The organism is Pseudoalteromonas sp. P1-8 (genome assembly GCF_001399985.1).
Taxonomy (GTDB): domain Bacteria; phylum Pseudomonadota; class Gammaproteobacteria; order Enterobacterales; family Alteromonadaceae; genus Pseudoalteromonas.
The window spans coordinates 20,210-38,735 of sequence record NZ_LJSO01000016.1 but is presented as its reverse complement, the minus strand read 5'-3'; the positions used below and the strand labels follow the sequence as shown (position 1 = coordinate 38,735).

Annotated in this window: 14 protein-coding genes; 11 read left to right on the top strand and 3 right to left on the bottom strand. The window is 40.1% G+C overall.

Going from position 1 to position 18,526, the window contains the following annotated elements; all coding sequences use genetic code 11:
* The first annotated feature begins 89 nt into the window (after positions 1-89).
* The 3 genes from AN213_RS17855 to AN213_RS17845 all read left to right on the top strand — a co-directional run bounded on the left by AN213_RS17855 (position 90) and on the right by AN213_RS17845 (position 3,742).
* Positions 90-308, top strand: a complete 219-nt coding sequence (locus AN213_RS17855) for a hypothetical protein (RefSeq protein ID WP_054563605.1) — start codon at positions 90-92, stop codon at positions 306-308.
* Positions 301-1,368, top strand: a complete 1,068-nt coding sequence (locus tag AN213_RS17850) for an AI-2E family transporter (protein ID WP_055021923.1) — start codon at positions 301-303, stop codon at positions 1,366-1,368. The genes AN213_RS17855 and AN213_RS17850 overlap by 8 nt, the downstream gene beginning before the upstream one ends.
* Before the next feature lie 118 nt (positions 1,369-1,486).
* Positions 1,487-3,742 carry an aminotransferase class V-fold PLP-dependent enzyme gene (locus AN213_RS17845; protein WP_055199275.1) on the top strand — a complete coding sequence of 752 codons (2,256 nt, stop codon included), beginning with the start codon at positions 1,487-1,489 and terminating at the stop codon, positions 3,740-3,742.
* 72 nt (positions 3,743-3,814) lie between these two features.
* On the opposite strand, the gene AN213_RS17840 is transcribed toward AN213_RS17845, so the two are convergent.
* On the bottom strand, positions 3,815-4,846 hold the full coding sequence (locus AN213_RS17840; protein WP_054563608.1) for a LacI family DNA-binding transcriptional regulator: 1,032 nt from the start codon (positions 4,844-4,846) through the stop codon (positions 3,815-3,817).
* Between the two features lie 348 nt (positions 4,847-5,194).
* Between AN213_RS17840 and pgi the strand changes: the two genes are divergently transcribed.
* The 5 genes from pgi to AN213_RS17815 all read left to right on the top strand — a co-directional run bounded on the left by pgi (position 5,195) and on the right by AN213_RS17815 (position 14,137).
* Positions 5,195-6,841: a glucose-6-phosphate isomerase gene (gene pgi / locus AN213_RS17835; RefSeq protein WP_055199274.1), complete on the top strand. Its 1,647-nt coding sequence runs from the start codon at positions 5,195-5,197 to the stop codon at positions 6,839-6,841.
* Between the two features lie 267 nt (positions 6,842-7,108).
* Entirely contained in the window at positions 7,109-8,581 is a 1,473-nt protein-coding gene (gene zwf, locus AN213_RS17830) for a glucose-6-phosphate dehydrogenase (protein WP_054563610.1), read from the top strand.
* A gap of 5 nt (positions 8,582-8,586) precedes the next feature.
* Positions 8,587-9,297, top strand: coding sequence for a 6-phosphogluconolactonase (pgl, locus tag AN213_RS17825; protein WP_054563611.1), 711 nt, complete (start codon positions 8,587-8,589; stop codon positions 9,295-9,297).
* A 711-nt stretch (positions 9,298-10,008) separates the two neighbouring features.
* Positions 10,009-12,549, top strand: a complete 2,541-nt coding sequence (locus AN213_RS17820) for a TonB-dependent receptor (RefSeq protein ID WP_054563663.1) — start codon at positions 10,009-10,011, stop codon at positions 12,547-12,549.
* 76 nt (positions 12,550-12,625) lie between these two features.
* Entirely contained in the window at positions 12,626-14,137 is a 1,512-nt protein-coding gene (locus AN213_RS17815; protein WP_054563612.1) for a tryptophan halogenase family protein, read from the top strand.
* Positions 14,138-14,175: 38 nt separating this feature from the next.
* Here AN213_RS17815 and AN213_RS17810 read toward each other — a convergent pair whose 3' ends face one another.
* Complete coding sequence (locus AN213_RS17810) at positions 14,176-14,886, bottom strand: DUF6445 family protein (RefSeq protein ID WP_054563613.1); 711 nt, start codon at positions 14,884-14,886, stop codon at positions 14,176-14,178.
* Between the two features lie 243 nt (positions 14,887-15,129).
* Between AN213_RS17810 and AN213_RS17805 the strand changes: the two genes are divergently transcribed.
* Positions 15,130-15,834, top strand: a complete 705-nt coding sequence (locus tag AN213_RS17805; protein WP_054563614.1) for a SapC family protein — start codon at positions 15,130-15,132, stop codon at positions 15,832-15,834.
* 125 nt (positions 15,835-15,959) lie between these two features.
* Entirely contained in the window at positions 15,960-16,994 is a 1,035-nt protein-coding gene (locus AN213_RS17800) for an isoaspartyl peptidase/L-asparaginase family protein (RefSeq protein WP_054563615.1), read from the top strand.
* Positions 16,995-17,062: 68 nt separating this feature from the next.
* Here AN213_RS17800 and queF read toward each other — a convergent pair whose 3' ends face one another.
* On the bottom strand, positions 17,063-17,908 hold the full coding sequence (gene queF, locus AN213_RS17795; protein ID WP_055199273.1) for an NADPH-dependent 7-cyano-7-deazaguanine reductase QueF: 846 nt from the start codon (positions 17,906-17,908) through the stop codon (positions 17,063-17,065).
* Positions 17,909-17,967: 59 nt separating this feature from the next.
* Here queF and syd point away from each other — a divergent pair, with 59 nt between their 5' ends.
* Positions 17,968-18,507, top strand: a complete 540-nt coding sequence (gene syd, locus AN213_RS17790) for a SecY-interacting protein (protein WP_054563617.1) — start codon at positions 17,968-17,970, stop codon at positions 18,505-18,507.
* The last annotated feature ends 19 nt before the right edge of the window (positions 18,508-18,526 follow it).

Genomic DNA, 18,526 nt, shown 5'->3' with positions numbered 1-18,526 from the left:
ATGAGTTGTTTCTCGTTATAAAGACTTATTTTCGCAAACGGCCTACACCTTATACTTATTATTCATATTAATAACGCAGTTGATTCGCTATGTTAACGGTTGATTTAAGAGGCTATAAGTGCCCTCAACAATTTATTCAGTTTAAATTAGGGTTGAATAAGGCAACATCAATTAAACAACCCGTGACTTTTACATTTAATGCTGCTGAGGCAACGGACGATATGCAGCGATTTTTAGAAAAACATCATTACCATTTTAAAATTGACCTAGAATTAGGTGTACTAACTGTGGAGCCCATTCGTGTTTGAGTATGTAAAAGCCTGGTACGAAAATAAATTTTCAGATCCCCATTCAGTAACCTTGTTGTTACTGCTTATTGCAACCTTTGCATTTTTCTACTTTTTTGGTTCGTTAATCGTGCCTGTTTTGGTTGCCTTGGTGATTGCCTATTTACTTGATTGGCCTGTTGCTCACTTAGAAAAGCTGGGTTTAAAGAGGTTTACCGCAACGATTCTTGTTATGTTGGTATTCAGTGGCTTGATGATCATGATTATTGTCGGCATGGGGCCCGTGCTTTGGCAGCAAACTAGTAATCTAGTTCAAGAAACCCCTTACATGATTGAAAAAGGTAAAGCGCTGCTTTTACATCTTCCTGAAGATTACCCAAGTTTGATTACTGAAGATCAGGTTAAATCAATTGTTACCAGTGTAGAGACCAAAGCGATTGAGTTTGGTCAGTTGGTGCTATCGGTGTCATTAACTTCGATTAAAGATGTGGCAGCTTGGCTGATTTATCTGATCTTAGTGCCGCTCCTGGTGTTCTTTATGCTTAAAGATAAATTGGAACTCACACAAAGTGCTGAGCGTTTATTGCCTAAGCAACGCCGCTTGATCATTCAAGTATGGCAAGAAATGAATCAGCAAATCATGAATTATATTCGCGGTAAGGTATTTGAGATTTTAATTGTTGGTACTGCATCTTTTATCGCTTTTGCAGTGCTTGACCTTCGCTATGCGGCTTTACTCGGCGTGTTAGTAGGCTTGTCGGTGCTTATTCCATTTGTTGGGGCGGCATTGGTGACCATTCCAGTTGCTGCGGTGGCGTTATTTCAATTTGGTTTAGAAACACAATTTTGGACCATTTTAATCATTTATGGCGTGATCCAAGCTCTTGATGGCAATGTGTTAGTGCCGTTACTGTTCTCTGAAGCGGTCGATTTAAACCCAGTGTTTATTATCGTTGCAGTACTGTTTTTTGGCGGTTTATGGGGCTTTTGGGGGGTGTTCTTCGCAATACCGCTGGCTTCATTAGTAAAAGCGCTTATAAATGCCTGGTCTTCTAAGCAGGTTGAGCTAATAGAAAGTTAGCTTAGTCTTAAAAAGTATAGAAAACGCACTTTACTGGCTAATTGATTATTATAATTTAGCCGTGAAAAATGTAAAATAGGTTATAAGATATATCTTTTAGTAATATGGTGCGTTTTACATGGCAAATTTTTACCTTCCTGACGATGCTAATCAGCAAATTTATTTAGATGCGAATGCAACGACTCCTGTACTTCCTGAAATTGCCGATGTGGTTTCGCACACGATGCAAGTTTGTTTTGGTAATCCATCAAGTTCTCATATTACGGGTATTCAAGCAAAACACTTATTAGAACAAACGCGTAACAAAGCACGTGAAGTCATTGGCGCAACCGATGGTGATATTTTATTTACTTCAGGTGCAACAGAAGGTATTCAAACAGCGGTTGTTTCAACACTTATTGCTGCAAAAAGTCATCAAATCAAGAATCCGGTATTACTTTATGGGGCAACAGAACATAAAGCGGTGCCAAATACCCTAAAACATTGGAACAGCGTGCTTGATATAAACGCACAGGTATTAGCTATTCCAGTAGATAAAAACGGTATTTTAGACCTCGAGTTTATTCGTAAACATGCTGCGAATGCACTGATGATCTGTACTATGGCAGTAAACAACGAAACCGGTGTATTCCAAGATTTAAGCGCTATTGAGCAAGTCATTCGTAGTGAAAACAGCCATGTGGCTTGGATGGTTGACTGCGTACAAGCATTAGGCAAAACCAACTTAGCGCTAAGCCAAACAACCATTGATTATGCTCCATTCTCTGGCCATAAATTGTATGCCCCTAAAGGTATTGGCGTACTTTATATTCGTAAAGGCAGTGCGTATACACCATTTATTGCTGGTGGCGGCCAAGAAAGTGGGATGCGATCTGGTACAGAAAATTTACCGGGCATTGCCGGTTTAAATAAGTTGTTCTCGTTATTACTTGATAAACAAAACCAAACATTCAAGCCAATTGAGCAGCTACATGCTTTTCGCGAGCAATTATTAGCTGCATTAACAGACACCTTTGGCAGCATCACGTTTAATCACAGTTTTGAGCATTCAGTGCCAACAACATTAAACTTTGCTGTGAACGAATTAACCAGTAAAGAGGTGATGGATTTATTTGATGCGGCGGGTATCCGTGTTAGTGGCGGTTCTGCATGTAGCTCAGGCGCAAATCGTAGTTTTGTTTTAGATGCGATGGGGGCCAGTGATTGGCAAAGTGAAAACGCGATACGTATGTCGTTTGGCCCAGCTGTTAACCAACAAGAGATTGACTTTGCTTGCGATAAAATCCGTTCTTTAAAGCCGATTCTAGAAGCAAACTGCTTAGTTGTATCTGATAGTACATCGCCTCAACACGAAGTGTGTGCGATTGGCTTAACACAGCTACGTCATCAAGCCGCGTGCTGTTGGCTATATGTAGACAGCGATAAAAACGCAGTGGTGATTGATCCTATTATCGAGCTTATTCCGCGTATGGCGAAAATTGTCGCGACACAAGGTCTATCAGTAAAAGCGATTTTAGATACCCATAATCACCAAGAGCGTTTATCGGCTCGTTGTTTATTATCAAAAGAGCTCGCAGAACGTTTTGTTGCTAATGAAATAGATGAACTTGGCTGGCCTAAAGATTTAGCAACCATCGAATTAAGTGATGCACGCTTAACTAAAGTAGCGACACCGGGTCATAGTGACGATAGTGTTAGCTATTTATTGTCAGATACACAAAGCGGTGATATCAGCTATTGCTTCTGTGGTGATTTAATCCTACCAGGTGGCTTAGGTAACACAGCAATTAGCGGTGGCAATGCTGCGAAAATGGCTCAGTCATTAAAACAGCTTGCTATGGCAGTGAAAGATTCTACGGTAATTTGTTCAGGGCATGATTATCAGCAATGTTTTGCTATGGATTGGCATGCACAAAAGGCAACGACACCGTTATTAGCAAAACTATTAAGTGAACAAGTATCAGATGATGAGTTTGTTGAATTAAAGCAACAAGCGGATGAGCAAAAGCATACTGTAAGTCATTCTCTATGTGGCTATGTTGAAACACTTGAAAGTGCACCAATGAAACAGCTTGCGGCAAGTGATGCTAAAGTAATGCTAAACGATAAAGCCACTTACTTAATTGATACTCGCGAACCGTATGAACATGGTGCGAATAATTTGGCTGAAATATTCACAGTTGCTGATAGCAAAGTGATCAACATTCCACTGAGCCGTATGGCAAACGCTATCGTGCAAGGGCAGCTTGATAAAGACCATAGCTACATTTTGGTTTGCCGAAGTGGTAATCGTTCTAAACAAGCGGCAAATAATTTGTCGCAGTTAGGGTTTGAAAACGTTTATAACTTAAATGGCGGTTTAGCATTGCTTTAATGTTTAGTAAGTACATATAAATCAGTCATTAAAAAAGCCGCTATAGAGCGGCTTTTTCGTAACTTGTATAAACTAGGCCGTTGTTGGGCCTGAGCTTTCCCGTACCACTAATGAAGGGGTAAAGGTCGTGATGATGTCTTTATCTTGATTACGTGCACCACGGGTTTTTCTAAACAGTAAACGCGCTGCATGCTGCGAAATCACATCATTCGCCTGATGGGCTGTAGTGAGTTTAGGCCAAGTCTGACGAGAGAACGGTGAGTCCTCGAAGCCGGTGATTGATAACTGCTGTGGAATTTCAATTCCCATTAAGCGTGAGGCGAATAACGCGCCAGCTGCCATTTCATCGTTACCGCCAAGAAGGGCAGTTATGTTTTTCGGGTTATTCTCACCTAATAATGCTTTTGCACCTTCTACACCTGATTCGAAAGAATACTGGCCTTCGTAGATCAGCTCATCATTCATCGAGATGCTGTGATCTTTTAATGCAGCCTGGTAACCCTCTAAGCGTTCAGTTGTTGATTTATGCTCTTTGTCACCACATAAAAAACCAATGTTTTTGTGGCCAAGGGAGAGTAGGTGAGAAGTAATTTCGTACGCAGCGGCGTAGTCGTTCACATAGATACAAGTGTCTTGGTCTTCTTCTGTAGGGCGACCCGAGAGTACGCGTACATAATGGATGCCCATTTCATCAAGCATATCGATAATGCTATTTTGCTCTGACAGCGGTGGCGTTAATACAAGGCCTGCTAAGCGAGAGCGCTTGATCATGGTTTTAAAGTCTTCTTCCATGTTGCCATCAAGGTAGTTACATGGATGAATCACCAGCTCATAGCCTTCTTCTTTACAGCGCGACAACACACCATTTTGCATATCGATGACATAATAAGCATTCGGGTTGTCATAAACTAAACCAACAGTAAAAGACGATGTGCCTGCTAGGTTACGAGCTGCAAGGTTTGGTTGATAATTCAACGTGTTAACAGCGTCCATCACTATGTCGTACGTTTTTTTTCTGACCGATGGCTCTTTATTAATTACTCGCGATACGGTTTTCATTGAAACACCAGCGAGCTTGGCTACATCATTTATGGTTACTTTCATACTGTTACTTTATAGTTAGTTATATTTGTATTATAATAATATCGAAAAGTGTTCACCAGAGCGCTTTTTCTTAATAGGTACATTAATATTTAATATAAGTTGGTTAGTGTATCTAATGTTCTACCAAATTAGCAGTAAAATAATTGAGATAATTTTTATGATACCGGTGTCAAAAGAGAAAAATTGCGCTATTATCTCGACTATAAAATGTAAAAGTAGAACATTGACAGCGTTGTCATTTTAACTTAGTGTTAATTTTCATCGTATTTTTAATTGCTGTCTTTATTCAACATTAATAAAAAGATAGTTAAAAATCAGTTTGTTGCAAGTTTTGAGGGGATTATATATATGAGCAGCCGTTCGCAATTAGCTAGTTGGCAAGCACTATCTGAAAGTGCCAAGAAGATGAAACAAATTCATCTTAAAGATTTATTTGCCAAAGATAGCACGCGTTTCGAGCAATTCTCTGCTCAGATCCCAGGTGTATTATTCGATTACTCAAAACAACAAATTGATAAAACTGTTTTTGAACAATTAATTGCTTTAGCGAAAGAGTGCGATATCAGCGCATGGCGCGACAAGATGTTCAGTGGTGAGAAAATTAACATTACTGAAGACCGTGCTGTACTTCATACTGCTTTACGTAACCGCGCTAACACAGCTGTAATGGTTGATGGTGAAAACGTAACAGACGCTGTTAACGCTGAGCTTGCTAAAATGAAAGCCTTTGTTGGCAAAGTACGCAGTGGCGAGTGGTTAGGCTACACAGGTAAAGCTGTAAAAGATGTTGTTGCTATTGGTGTAGGTGGTTCAAACCTTGGTCCGCAAATGGCAACCGAAGCACTTGCTGCTTATGCTGACGACACATTAAATGTTCACTATGTATCAAATGTTGATGGTGTTCAAATTGCATCTGTTTTACAGGGGTTAGATGTTGAGACAACATTATTTGTTATCTCATCTAAAACATTTACAACCTCAGAAACCATGACTAACGCTAAATCGGCTGTTGAGTGGTTTTTACAAACAGCACAAGCGCAAGAACATATTGCTAAGCACTTTGTAGCTGTAAGCACCAATTTAGAAAAAACAGCGGCATTTGGTATTGCTGATGAAAACGTATTCACAATGTGGGATTGGGTAGGCGGTCGCTTTTCTTTATGGAGTGCGATAGGATTACCAATCGCCCTGTACCTAGGCTTCGACACGTTCGAAGAGATCCTAGAAGGTGCGTTTGAAATTGATGAGCATTTTAAAAATGCTGAATTTGAAAATAACGTACCATTGTTAATGGCGCTTTTAAGTGTTTGGAACACTAGCTTTTTAGGTTATACGGCACAAGCTATTTTACCGTATGACCAAGCACTACACATGTTACCTGCGTATTTACAGCAAGGTGAGATGGAAAGTAACGGTAAACACGTTACTTTTGCTGGTGAAACGGTTCCTTACACGACGGTTCCAATTATTTGGGGGATGACAGGTATTAATGGCCAACATGCTTTTTACCAATGTCTGCACCAAGGTAATGTAATTGTACCTGCTGACTTTATTGCCTCAATTGAGCCGCAAGTCAATGTTGGTAAGCACCATGATATTTTATTATCAAACTTCTTTGCACAAACCGAAGCGATGATGGCTGGTGTTGATGCAGAGCAAGTAACTGCAGATTTAACCGCAAAAGGTAAATCTGAAGCAGAAATTGCAGAATTATTGAATCATAAGATTCACCAAGGCAATCGCCCAACAACGTCAATGTTGTTAGATAAAGTTGATGCGAAAACGGTAGGGCTTTTAATTGCGCTTTATGAGCACAAGATCTTCTGCCAAGGCATTATCTTAGAAATCTGTTCATTTGACCAATGGGGTGTAGAGCTAGGTAAGGGACTTGCCTCTAAAATTGAAGCTGAATTATTTGATGACGAAGTAAGTCATCCACACGACAGCTCAACCAACGGACTGATCGCTTACTATAAAACACATCGTAAGCAGTAATAGATTCGCAGCAACAGCTGCAAACCGAATACCTTTGAACGGGTAGCGCTGGAGTTCTTAGGGCCTGTATTTTTGTGAGAGGATTTACAGAGCCCCTAAGACTCATTTACTTCAGCCAACATAAGAATAATGAGTAAACTACTTACAACAAATTCAACAGGCTTTGTTAAAGGGATCATCTAACACAGCCAATCAACCAGATAACAACACGCACTGCCATACTGCATGAGTCGATTAACATGGCATTGCCAATGTAGAGAGTGATATATGTTAAATCCATTTGATATCGTAATTTTTGGGGGCGGCGGTGATCTTGCGTTACGTAAGTTACTTCCTGCAATGTATCGCGCTTATCAAGAGGGCAACCTTCCTCAAGGTTCTCGTATCCTTCCTACGGTACGTGAAGAAAGCAAACGCAAAGAATACATCGAAACAGCACATAAAGCGTTACAAGACTTTTTAGGTAAAGGTGAGTACAACGCAAAAGATTGGAAAGCATTTTCAGCTTATCTTGTGCCGGTTGTAACGAATGTAACCGAAGCCGATGATGACTGGGATAAACTAAAAGATATCCTTGATGAACACGATGCTGATAAGTCTCGTGTTTTTTACCTTTCATTACCACCTGCAGTGTACGGTAGCTGTTGTGAAATCTTATCTAAGAAAGGTCTGATCACAGAAACGTCACGCGTTGTTGTTGAAAAACCGATTGGTTACTGTGGTGAATCTGCTGAAGCAATCAATGCAAAAATTGCTGAATACTTCAAAGAAGAGCAAGTATTCCGTATTGACCATTACTTAGGTAAAGAAACAGTACAAAACTTAATGGCACTGCGTTTTTCAAACTCACTGTTTGAAAACCTTTGGGATGCTAAATCAATCGATAACATCCAAATCAGCTTATCTGAAACTGTGGGCCTAGAAAGCCGCGCTGGTTTCTACGATAAAGCGGGTGCATTACGCGATATGGTACAAAACCACTTGTTACAATTACTTTGCTTAGTGGCAATGGAATCACCAAACAAATTAAACGCGAACAGCATCCGTACTGAAAAATTAAAAGTACTTGAGTCGTTACGTCCGTTAGTGGCTGAAGATGTTGATGCAAACATTGTACGTGGTCAGTATGTACCAGGTAACTTAGACGGTAAAATCGTCCCAGGTTACTTAGAAGAATTAAACGAAGGTGCGAGCAAAACAGAAACTTTTGTTGCTATTCGTGCGCACATCGATAACTGGCGTTGGGCAGGTGTTCCTTTCTATCTTCGTACTGGTAAACGTATGAAAAAGCGTTGTGCTGAAATCGTTGTTGAATACAAAAAAGTATCTCACAACGTTTATACCGACAACGTAGGTAACATTGAGCCAAATCGTCTTGTTATTCGTCTGCAACCAGAAGAAACAATTCAATTAACACTGATGTCTAAGCGCCTTGATAACCTTGAGATGCAATTAGAACCAGTAACCATGAACATTGAGTTATCGCAAGCGTACAGTAATGGTTTCCATTCAGATGCTTACAAGCGCTTAATGTTAGATGCCGCAGCAAATAACCCATCACTGTTTATTCACCGTGATGAAGTGCGTCAAGCATGGAAATGGATTGACCCAATCATTGAGCGTTGGCAAGAAAAAGGTGCACCATCGTTATACCGAGCTGGTACATGGGGCCCTGAAGATGCAGATGAGCTTTTAGAAGAAAACAACCACGTTTGGTTTAACACAGGCGATAAGGCGTAATTAAGATGGCAACAATTGTTGAAAAATTCTTTGCAAACAAAGACGAATTAACAGCTGAGCTTTCTTCAAGCCTTGAACAAAGCCTTGTTGCTGGTATTAAAGAAGATGGTCGTGCGGTACTAATGGTATCGGGTGGCTCATCGCCAGCACCTGCTTATAAGCACTTATCGAACCTTGAACTTGATTGGGCAAACATTGATGTTGCTATGGTTGATGAGCGTTGGGTTGATGCTGATCATGAAAAAAGTAATGAAGCATTTATCAAAAGCACGCTATTACAAAACCATGGTGCAGCAGCTAATTTCGTAACAATGAAAAATGATGCATTAACGGCACAAAATGGTGTAGCTGAATGTGAAGCTGCATACAAAGCATTAAAGCGTCCTTTTGATGTGACAATTTTAGGCATGGGTCCAGATGGTCATACGGCTTCTCTTTTCCCTCATGCCGAAGGTCTTGAACACGGTCTTGCGACAGATGATTTAGTATGTGCAATTAACGCTATTGAAAGCGATGTAACAGGTAAAATCACTGAGCGTATGACGTTAACTTTATCTGCGATTGCAGATTCTAAAGTTGTGAAGCTTTTAATTAGCGGTGAAGAAAAACTGGCTGTTTACAAGCAAGCGAAAGAGGGCGGTGCAGTTGCTGACATGCCTTTACGTGCAGTATTGAATCACCCACATATCAATATTGAAGTTTATTGGGCGCCTTAATCGCCTGATCAAACTCAATGTCAAAAGCGAGCTATTATGCTCGCTTTTTTGTTTTTAAATTCTCATCTTTAACAAACGATTTTGCATAAATACGCTTTTTTTAAATAGCCCGATAAAGTGTTAGACAAGTACAAAATGGCTCTATATAATTAAAAATGACAACGCTGTCATTGTTATTGGTTATTATTCTCAACATCCCCTTTAACTCATTCTGCCCAGAAAAAGTTAAAAATAATTTGTACATGACAGCGTGCTTTTAGGAATAGGTTAGTTTTTTAAGCTAATTTATTGTTAGATAACAGGTTTTATATAACTTTTAGTTATGGTTAATAAACGCCCAATGGAAACTAAAGCTTACAAAAACACATGTAAATTTTAGCAAATTTCAAAAACTCATCCTTTTGCTCTTTTCATCTGCAATATCACTCATGCTATATTTGCGCCGTTTATTTGTAACAATTCTTAAAAACTCAATATTAAATATTAGTTATATCAATAACTTGATTATTTCGTTGTAAATTTTTTGCACAAATTAACCAAAAAGATGTAGCACAAATGTAATTTAGAGTGTATGGTTTGTTACTAGATGACAGCGTTGTCATCATCACTGGGCAGAAGTGATATAAAAAACCAACAAAATGATTCAAGGGGAATCCTGTGTTAGCTAAAAATTTTAAGAAAAGCTTATTAGCAGTTAATATCGGCCTCGTAATGAGTGCTGGGTTCACTGGCGCTGCATACGCAGCAGATGAAACTAAAGTTCAAGAAGATGTTGAAGTAATTGAAGTTCGCGGTATTCGCCGTTCACTTGAAGCTTCAATGAATACTAAGCGCTTTGCTGACAGCGTTGTCGATGCTGTTTCTGCAGAAGACATCGGTAAGTTTCCTGATGGTGATGTAGGTGAAGCACTTGGTCGTATTTCAGGTGTTGCTGTTAACCGTCAATTCGGTCAAGGTCAGCAAGTGTCTATTCGTGGTGCTTCAAGCCAATTAACACGCACACTTTTAAACGGTCAAACTGTTGCATCAACAGGTTGGTATGACCAACAATCAATCGACCGTAGCTTCAACTACACGCTTTTACCACCTGAATTAGTTGGTGAAATCCAAGTTTATAAATCTTCTCAAGCTGACGTTGTAGAAGGTGGTGTTGGTGGTACTGTTATTGTTAACACTCGTAAGCCACTTGATCTTGACGCTGGTACAACTTTCTTAAGTGCAAAAGCCGACTACGGCACAATCTCTGAAGAAACAGACCCTCAAGTTTCTGGTTTATTTAGCTGGAAAAATGACGAAGAAACATTCGGTCTACTAGGTTCAGTATCTTGGGCTGAAACAAACTACCAACGTAACGGTATCGAATCACTGATCGGTTGGGGTGATATTGTTCCTACTACGTTCCAACAAGAGCGTGAACGTACAGCATTAAATGCAACTTTCCAGTATCGTCCTACAGAAAACCTAGAGCTAGGTTTAAACATCATGAGCCTTGAGTTAGATGCAAACAATGCAAATACCTCAAACTTTGTAATGTTCCCTGACGACAAAGAAGCAGCTTGTGAGCAAACAAATGCATCAGGTACATGTACTTTCTACCGTCGTACTGGTGAAGGTGTAAATCCAGGTTGGACTCAAACTTGGGCACGTATCGCAAGCATGTCATCTGATACTGCTGATTTCAGCCTTAAATACGAAGCTGACTACTTCACATTAAAAGGTCGTTTCGGTACAACTGAATCAGAAGGTGGTACAGACCTAACAGCAAACTACGGTAACTTCATCGGTGTTCCATCTGATTACGCTGGTACTTATGATGCTACTGGTGATGTAATCAAAATTGATATCAATAACAAATACTTTGAAGCATCAGATTTTGCGGGTCCATTATCTCCAGCTGGTTGGGCACTTAAAAAGCAACCTAACACAGATGAAGAAACTTACGCACAGTTAGACCTTTCATTCCCTGTTGATTTTGGTGCTATCACAGCAATCAAAACAGGTTTCCGTTGGGCTGACCATGAAGTAAAACAAGAGACTTACTCAACTACTTTAGTTGATACATTACCAAGTGGTGATGGTGAGACTTACTACTCAGGTACAATGTCATCAGGTGCAGGTTTCACTTTACCTGAGCCAGATTTTGACAAAATGGTATCTGATGCACGTGCTGCAATTGCAAGCTTCGATAATGATTCAGCTGTATACCGCTCAGGTTACGGTACAATCGAAGAAGAAAACTTCGCAGTTTACGCAATGGCAGAGTTCTCTGCAGAATCTATCCGCGGTAACTTCGGTTTACGTTATATCTCTACAGATGCAGAATCAGATTACTACGGTTTTGCAAATGGTGAGTACGAAAGTTCACTAAGCACAGATAAAGCGAGCTACAACGACGTATTACCTAGCATCAATATCGCATTCGATTTAGCTGAAGATGTAATTTTACGTACCTCTGCTGCACAAGTTATTGCACGTCCTAACTACACAGATATGTTCTCTGCATCATCTTTTGCAGGTTACGCTGATGGTACAGCAAATAACGAAGTACTAACTAAAGGTAACGTAGGCCTTAACCCATTCAAAGCAACTCAAGCTGATTTAGGTATCGAGTGGTACTTTGATGGTGACGGTATGGTAAGTGCAACTTACTTCTTCAAAGACATCACATCATTTGTTACTTCAAGCCAAATCTTGAATCAACAAATCGGTGTTGTAGACCCAGATACTCAAGGTGATAACTGGACGCTATCTACTAAGCTTAATGCAAGTGGTGGCCAAATCGAAGGTATCGAGCTACAAATTCAAGATGGCTTTGACAGTGGCTTTGGTTACTCAGCAAACTATACATTCGTAGATGCACCATCAGAAGCTGAAAACTACCCAGATATGATCCCATTATTCTCAGATTCGTCTAAGCATACTGTGAACTTAGTGGGTTACTATGAAACAGATACTTACTCAGCACGTTTAGCTTATAACTGGCGTTCAGAGTACATGATCCGTGAGCTACCTGGTTTCTACGGTAACCGTGAGCATCAATCATACGGTACACTTGATTTCAGTGCTAACTACAGCGTAACTGATAACATTGACGTAACGTTTGAAGCTGTTAACTTAACTGAAGAAGACAGCGTACAAATCGGTGTTGCTCCTTCTGATGCGGAAGTAGTTCCTGAGCTTCGTAACGGCTACCCAGCATGGAGCTTTGAAGGTGAAGCACGCTACAAGCTAGGTGTATCACTACGTTTCTAATTTGATTTAGATAACGAAATTAAGAAAGCCCAGCTCGCACTGGGCTTTTTTGTGAGTAAAAAGTGGGCGAGTAAAAATGATAAAAAAAATCGCAATTGTTGGTGGCGGAACAGCAGGTTGGTTAGCCGCTAACCATTTGGGTCATGCGCTTTTGCAAAGTGGCATTGAGATCACGTTAATCGAGTCTCCTAATATTGCCAGCATAGGTGTCGGTGAAGGTACTGTTCCTTCGATGCGCAACTCTTTGCAAAAATTTGGTATCAGTGAAAGTGACTTTATCAATGAATGTGATGTTACTTTTAAGCAGTCAATCAAGTTTGTAAATTGGCTAGATAAACACAAACATGGTGCTAACTTTTACCATCATTTATTTGATCACCCACATATATTCGGTGAGGAGTTAACGCAGCAGTGGCTTGCTGAGGGTAACGGTAATGATTACGCAGACTTTGTTTCTAAGCAACATGCGTGTTGTGAAAATAACCTAGCACCGAAAACAATTGCGACACCTCAATATGCAGGTATCAATGGCTATGCCTATCATTTTGATGCTAAAAAGTTTGCTGCTTTCTTAGGAAGCCATGCCACGCAACATTTTGCTGTAAAACACCTGTTTGCAGAAATTAAAGATGTCAGCTGTGATGAGCAAGGTTTTATTACACACCTAATCGACTCAGAAGGTAACGCCTTAGAATTTGACTTTATTATTGATTGCTCCGGTTTTTCGGCTGCCTTTATTGGGCAAAAACTAGGGGTGGGCTTTGTTGATAAGTCAGATAGTTTATTAACTGATACTGCAATCACATTGCAAGTACCTACACAAAGCGATGATGAAATACCGCCTTACACTATTGCTACGGCACACCAAGCTGGTTGGATCTGGGATATTGCGCTCACAGAGCGAAGAGGAGTGGGGTTTGTTTATTCATCTAAGTATATGAGCGATGAGCAAGCACACGCTAAATTGCATCATTATTTAGGTAATAAATTTGAGCACTTAACGCCAAGAAAGATCCCGATGAAAGTAGGGCATAGAGAAAAAATGTGGCACAAAAACTGTGTCGCTATAGGCTTGTCACAAGGGTTTGTTGAGCCACTTGAAGCAACTGCCATCTTAATTGCAGACTTTTCTGCGGGGTTATTAGCAAAGCGTTTTCCGCGTACCCGAGATGACATTAACTTAGTTGCTGGTGATTACAATCAGCAGGTGAATTATGTATGGCAACAAACGTTCGATTTTATAAAAATGCATTACTGTATTTCGGATAGAACTGATTCAGCCTTTTGGCGTGATAACAAAAAAGCCGACCAGTTATCAGAAAAACTAAAAAATAACCTAGCACGCTGGCAGCGCTTTACACCAGTACGCGAAGACTTTGCCAGTAAGTTCGATTTATTCGACTTAGAAAACTACTTATATGTATTGTTTGGTATGCATTATGTACCCACTAAGCAGCAATATAAGCAGAGCGACAATCAACAAGTTGCTAAATTTAAACAGCAGCGCGTCAAGCAGTTATTAAATGAGCTACCTAAGCACAAAGAGCTGTTAAATAAAATAAAGAAATTTGGCTTACAGAAAAACTAACTTTATTAACTGAGCTGGCTAAAAAGGTATTAGTCAGCTTAGCTAATTCTAAAAAATGAAGAGATAGATAAACGACTGTTGCTTAGATCATTGCTGTACTTTTTGTGATTAAAAAGAGCTGCGCTGTGCAATAGGTTACTCTTATAAATTACGAGCCTATTTACCTTGGCTTCAATATCCACCACTTTTTCAAAAAGCCCTGTTGTTTCATTTAAATAGCCTTGATGAGTTGCGCTGTATTTTTCAGTATCAGCAATCATGTTATGCACGCTATTTTGGTTATCAGCTGTCACTTTAATAATATTCTCAGGCAGGTATTTGTATATGCCTGTGCCGCCCCATTCTTTAGGAGACAAATAATGCACTGCTGCAAATGTTTTATCATCCGTTGAATCAATATGTGGCATACGCTGCAAGGTATTTAATTCATTCGCATTTTGAGTAACTAATGAAAGCTTACAGCGGTGAAGATATAAATTATTTTCACCGCTTGTAATGATTTCTTGCTCTAAAAGTTCGTTAAGTAGCTGCTCACAAGCTCGGTAGTAAGGCGCAGGCATTTCATCTCGTTTTCCTGGGTAGAGTGTGCCATCGCTGCCTAAAGGCTGGAAATAGGCCGTTTTTGTAGCAAATTGATAAACTGGCGCAAGGCTGTGTAAAAAGTCATCAACAATAATGACAGTCTCATTAATTTCAGCAATGAAAACGCTGCTTACTTTATAGTCTTTATTTAATTGATAACTTTCCATTGTTTGCCTCAGTCTCTCCATAATTGTTGAATATACTAACAAAAATAGTGGCTTATGCGTGATAATATTTACTTGCTTATAGCTTGTTTTTTCATCATTTGGGGTTGATTGGTAATGTAGGTAAATTTGTTAATTTATAATGTACAAACTGCCACAAAATTTTCACTTCCTTTTTGTTGCCAAAACCTATAGGCTTTGGGCACTAACAGCAAAAACATATTATAAAATTAATGGAGCAGTATCATGGCGGAGCAACAAGTACAGCCTTTACATAACGAAAAACATGCCAACACTAAAATTCAAAATGGCATCAACATTGAGTTCATGAAAACTCAGCACTTAGTACCTGTGGTTGCACACGAATTTGCACGCATCGCAAATGAATTCCCAATGGCATTTGTTAAAAACAACGAATCAGGTCAATTCCAAGCAGTTGCTTTATTTGGTCTAGAGCCAGGCGAGAACCTTTTCATTCAAGACGACAAATGGACAGCTGCATTTGCACCTATGTCTATGACTCGTTACCCACTAGGTCTTGTTAAGCACCCAGAAGCTGACCAATTTGGTATCGTAATCGACGAAGCAAGCCCACTTGTAAGCGAAGAAACAGGTAATGCACTTTTCGAAAACGGTGAAGAAACTGAGTACCTTAAGCGTCGTAAAGAAGCACTTGTTTCTTTCATCGAGTTCTCTCAGGTAACTGAAGCATTCACTAAGTACCTTGCAGACAAAGAACTACTAGTAGCTCAAACGCTAACTGTAGAAATCAAAGGTGAGAAAAAAGACATCAACGGTATCTACCTTGTTGATGAGAAAAAACTTAACTCACTAAGTGATGAAGAGTTCTTAGACCTTCGTAAGCGTGGCTACTTAGCACCTATCTACTCTTTCTTAACGTCTACTCACCAAGTAGCACGTTTAGCACGTTTAAAAGCAGCTCAAGCTTAATTTTAAACAGCTGAAAAAAAGCGCCATTTGGCGCTTTTTTTGTTTCTTTCGTCGGTTAAAGCTTGAAATGCAGCGCCTAATTATTCACATTGGGCTTACAAACTAAAATAAATATAAGTGCCCCTATGTTAAAAACATTACTCACCTCAGCCATTGCCCTTAGCGCATTATCATTTAGTACTTTAAGCCACAGTAGTGATCAACCTTTTGCTATCGCCATTCATGGTGGTGCAGGAACGATTGAAAAGAGCCGCTTCACGCCAGAGCAAGAAAAAGCTTACCGTGCAAAACTAAAAGAAGCCGTTGAAACAGGCTATGCCGTGCTTGAAAAGGGTGGTGAGAGCCTAGATGCTATCACTGCGGCAATTAATGTGCTGGAGAACTCGCCGTATTTCAACGCTGGTCGCGGTGCTGTATATACTTATGACGGGGCACATGAGCTTGACGCATCGATTATGGATGGTCGTACACGCCAAGCTGGAGCTGTTGCTGGGGTTAAACACATTGAAAACCCAATTAACTTGGCGCGCTTAGTGATGGAAAAATCAGTGCATGTTATGCTCAGCGGCCAAGGTGCTGAAGAGTTTGCAAAAACTCAAGGTATGCCGCTGGTTGAAAACAACCTATTTGATACTGAGCACCGTTATAAAGCGTTATTAAAAGCAAAAGAAAAGCTCGATAAACAAAAAGTAACTAGCAAAGACTACCAAGCTGCACACAAAGCCCTGCCGGTTAATTACAAAATGGGCACTGTCGGTGCAGTTGCACTTGATAAAAACGGTAATATCGCTGCAGGTACTTCTACAGGTGGTATGACAGCAAAACGTTTTGGTCGTGTAGGTGACTCACCAGTGATTGGTGCGGGGACCTTTGCTGAAAACGAATCATGTGCAGTATCTGCGACAGGCCATGGCGAGTACTTTATTCGCTACAATGTGGCAGCTGATATTTGTGCTCGCGTAAAATACCAAGGTAAAACTATTGTAGAAGCGGGGAACGAAGTGATCCACGATGTATTAATGCCTATAGGTGGCACAGGCGGTGTGATCATTATTGATGCTAAAGGTAACATTAGCTTGCCGTTTAACACCGCTGGTATGTACCGTGCGAGTAAATCAAATACATCACCAACGTATGTGGGTATTTTTAAAGACGAGTAATTATCTGTAACGGATCTTCAGACAATAAAAAACCGAGTTCACAACTCGGTTTTTTATTGTCACCAAAGTTATTGGCGATTAATTTTTACCTTGAAGGGTGTTTCATCTTGATTCGTTGAGCGATAAGGGTTGATATCTAAACCACCACGGCGTGTATAACGGGCATACACTTCTAACTCTTCGAGGTTTAACTGCTGCATTAAATCGCAGTAAATACGCTCTACACATTGCTCATGAAATTCGTTGTGAGTTCGAAATGAAATTAAATATTTTAATAAGGCTTCATTGCAAATCGCTTGGCCTTTATAACGAATAATCACACTCGCCCAATCAGGCTGTGAGGTGATCAAACAGTTCGATTTTAGTAAGTGACTGTGTAGGGTTTCTGAGACAATCTCATCACCATTATGGCGAAGTGAGCTTGCATCAATATCATAGCTGGTGATTTCGATATCCAGATCATCAATACATTCGCCCGGTAACGCTGAAAATGGCAAACAATTGAAATCATCTGCTTGGTATAAAGTAACGACCACCGGTGCATTAACTGCATCTGACAAGTCTTTGCTAAGCGCTTGATGTACGCCATCTAGCGTCTCAAAACGTGTTTGATTAAAGCTATTTAGGTACAGTTTGAATGACTTAGACTCAATGATATGGCTGCTCTGACAAGGAAATACAAACGTTGCCACAGCGACCATTGGCTTACCCTTGCAATTTAGCCACGATAATTCATAGCCAGTCCAAATATCTTGGCCTTTAAACGGTAAGTTATCTTCGCTAACACCTAATGCATCACGGTTTAATTTACGGGCAATAGGAAACAGTAAACTTGGTGTGTAGGTATCTACATACTCTGTGCTTTTACCAAGAACACTGTTTTTCAGTTCGGGTGAGTTGCTGTAATCTGTCATCTTTACACTTTTGTAGTTACAATGGCGGCATTATACCTAAAGCCAATGAGTTTCGCAGTATGTCTGTTTCTACAAAACTAGATAAGTTACATCAAGCATTTAGTGAAAAATGCCTCGAACGCACAGGAAAGCTTCCTGTTATTGAACATGATACAGCATGGCCAAGTCCATGTGAGCAGGGCGAAGTAGATGAGCAGGGGCTTATTCAGTGGTGTGCAGTTCCACAACAACCTGCTGGCAGTTTAGAAGACTTAGCCAAGGCACTAGAGTTATCGTTTCCTGAAGATTTAAGCCCATTGTTTGGTCATGTCTATGCGGGTAATTTGTTATTGAGTATTGATGATCATCACATTGAACTGCTACAAGCATGGAATGAAGATGATTTTAGCCGCTTACAGCAAAATATTACCGGTCACGTGTTAATGAAGCGCAAGCTAAAGCAGCCAGAAACCGTATTTATTGGTCTTACAGAGCAAGATGATCTACTGATCACTGTATTAGTCGAAAGCGGTGAGGTTTGCTTAGAGTATGTGGGTAAAAAACCACATCATGTGCTAGCGAATAGCATCAGTGAGTTTTTAGACAAAGTAACGGTGTAAATTTAATAAGTAAAAAGGG

Coding starts and splice junctions, on each gene's coding strand:
- AN213_RS17805 (WP_054563614.1), top strand. CDS start 15,130: ATGGCGGAGCAACAAGTACAGCCTTTACATAACGAAAAACATGCCAAC.
- AN213_RS17845 (WP_055199275.1), top strand. CDS start 1,487: ATGGCAAATTTTTACCTTCCTGACGATGCTAATCAGCAAATTTATTTA.
- AN213_RS17855 (WP_054563605.1), top strand. CDS start 90: ATGTTAACGGTTGATTTAAGAGGCTATAAGTGCCCTCAACAATTTATT.
- AN213_RS17800 (WP_054563615.1), top strand. CDS start 15,960: ATGTTAAAAACATTACTCACCTCAGCCATTGCCCTTAGCGCATTATCA.
- queF (WP_055199273.1), bottom strand. CDS start 17,908: ATGACAGATTACAGCAACTCACCCGAACTGAAAAACAGTGTTCTTGGT.
- pgi (WP_055199274.1), top strand. CDS start 5,195: ATGAGCAGCCGTTCGCAATTAGCTAGTTGGCAAGCACTATCTGAAAGT.
- AN213_RS17815 (WP_054563612.1), top strand. CDS start 12,626: ATGATAAAAAAAATCGCAATTGTTGGTGGCGGAACAGCAGGTTGGTTA.
- AN213_RS17820 (WP_054563663.1), top strand. CDS start 10,009: ATGAGTGCTGGGTTCACTGGCGCTGCATACGCAGCAGATGAAACTAAA.
- pgl (WP_054563611.1), top strand. CDS start 8,587: ATGGCAACAATTGTTGAAAAATTCTTTGCAAACAAAGACGAATTAACA.
- syd (WP_054563617.1), top strand. CDS start 17,968: ATGTCTGTTTCTACAAAACTAGATAAGTTACATCAAGCATTTAGTGAA.
- AN213_RS17840 (WP_054563608.1), bottom strand. CDS start 4,846: ATGAAAGTAACCATAAATGATGTAGCCAAGCTCGCTGGTGTTTCAATG.
- AN213_RS17810 (WP_054563613.1), bottom strand. CDS start 14,886: ATGGAAAGTTATCAATTAAATAAAGACTATAAAGTAAGCAGCGTTTTC.
- zwf (WP_054563610.1), top strand. CDS start 7,109: ATGTTAAATCCATTTGATATCGTAATTTTTGGGGGCGGCGGTGATCTT.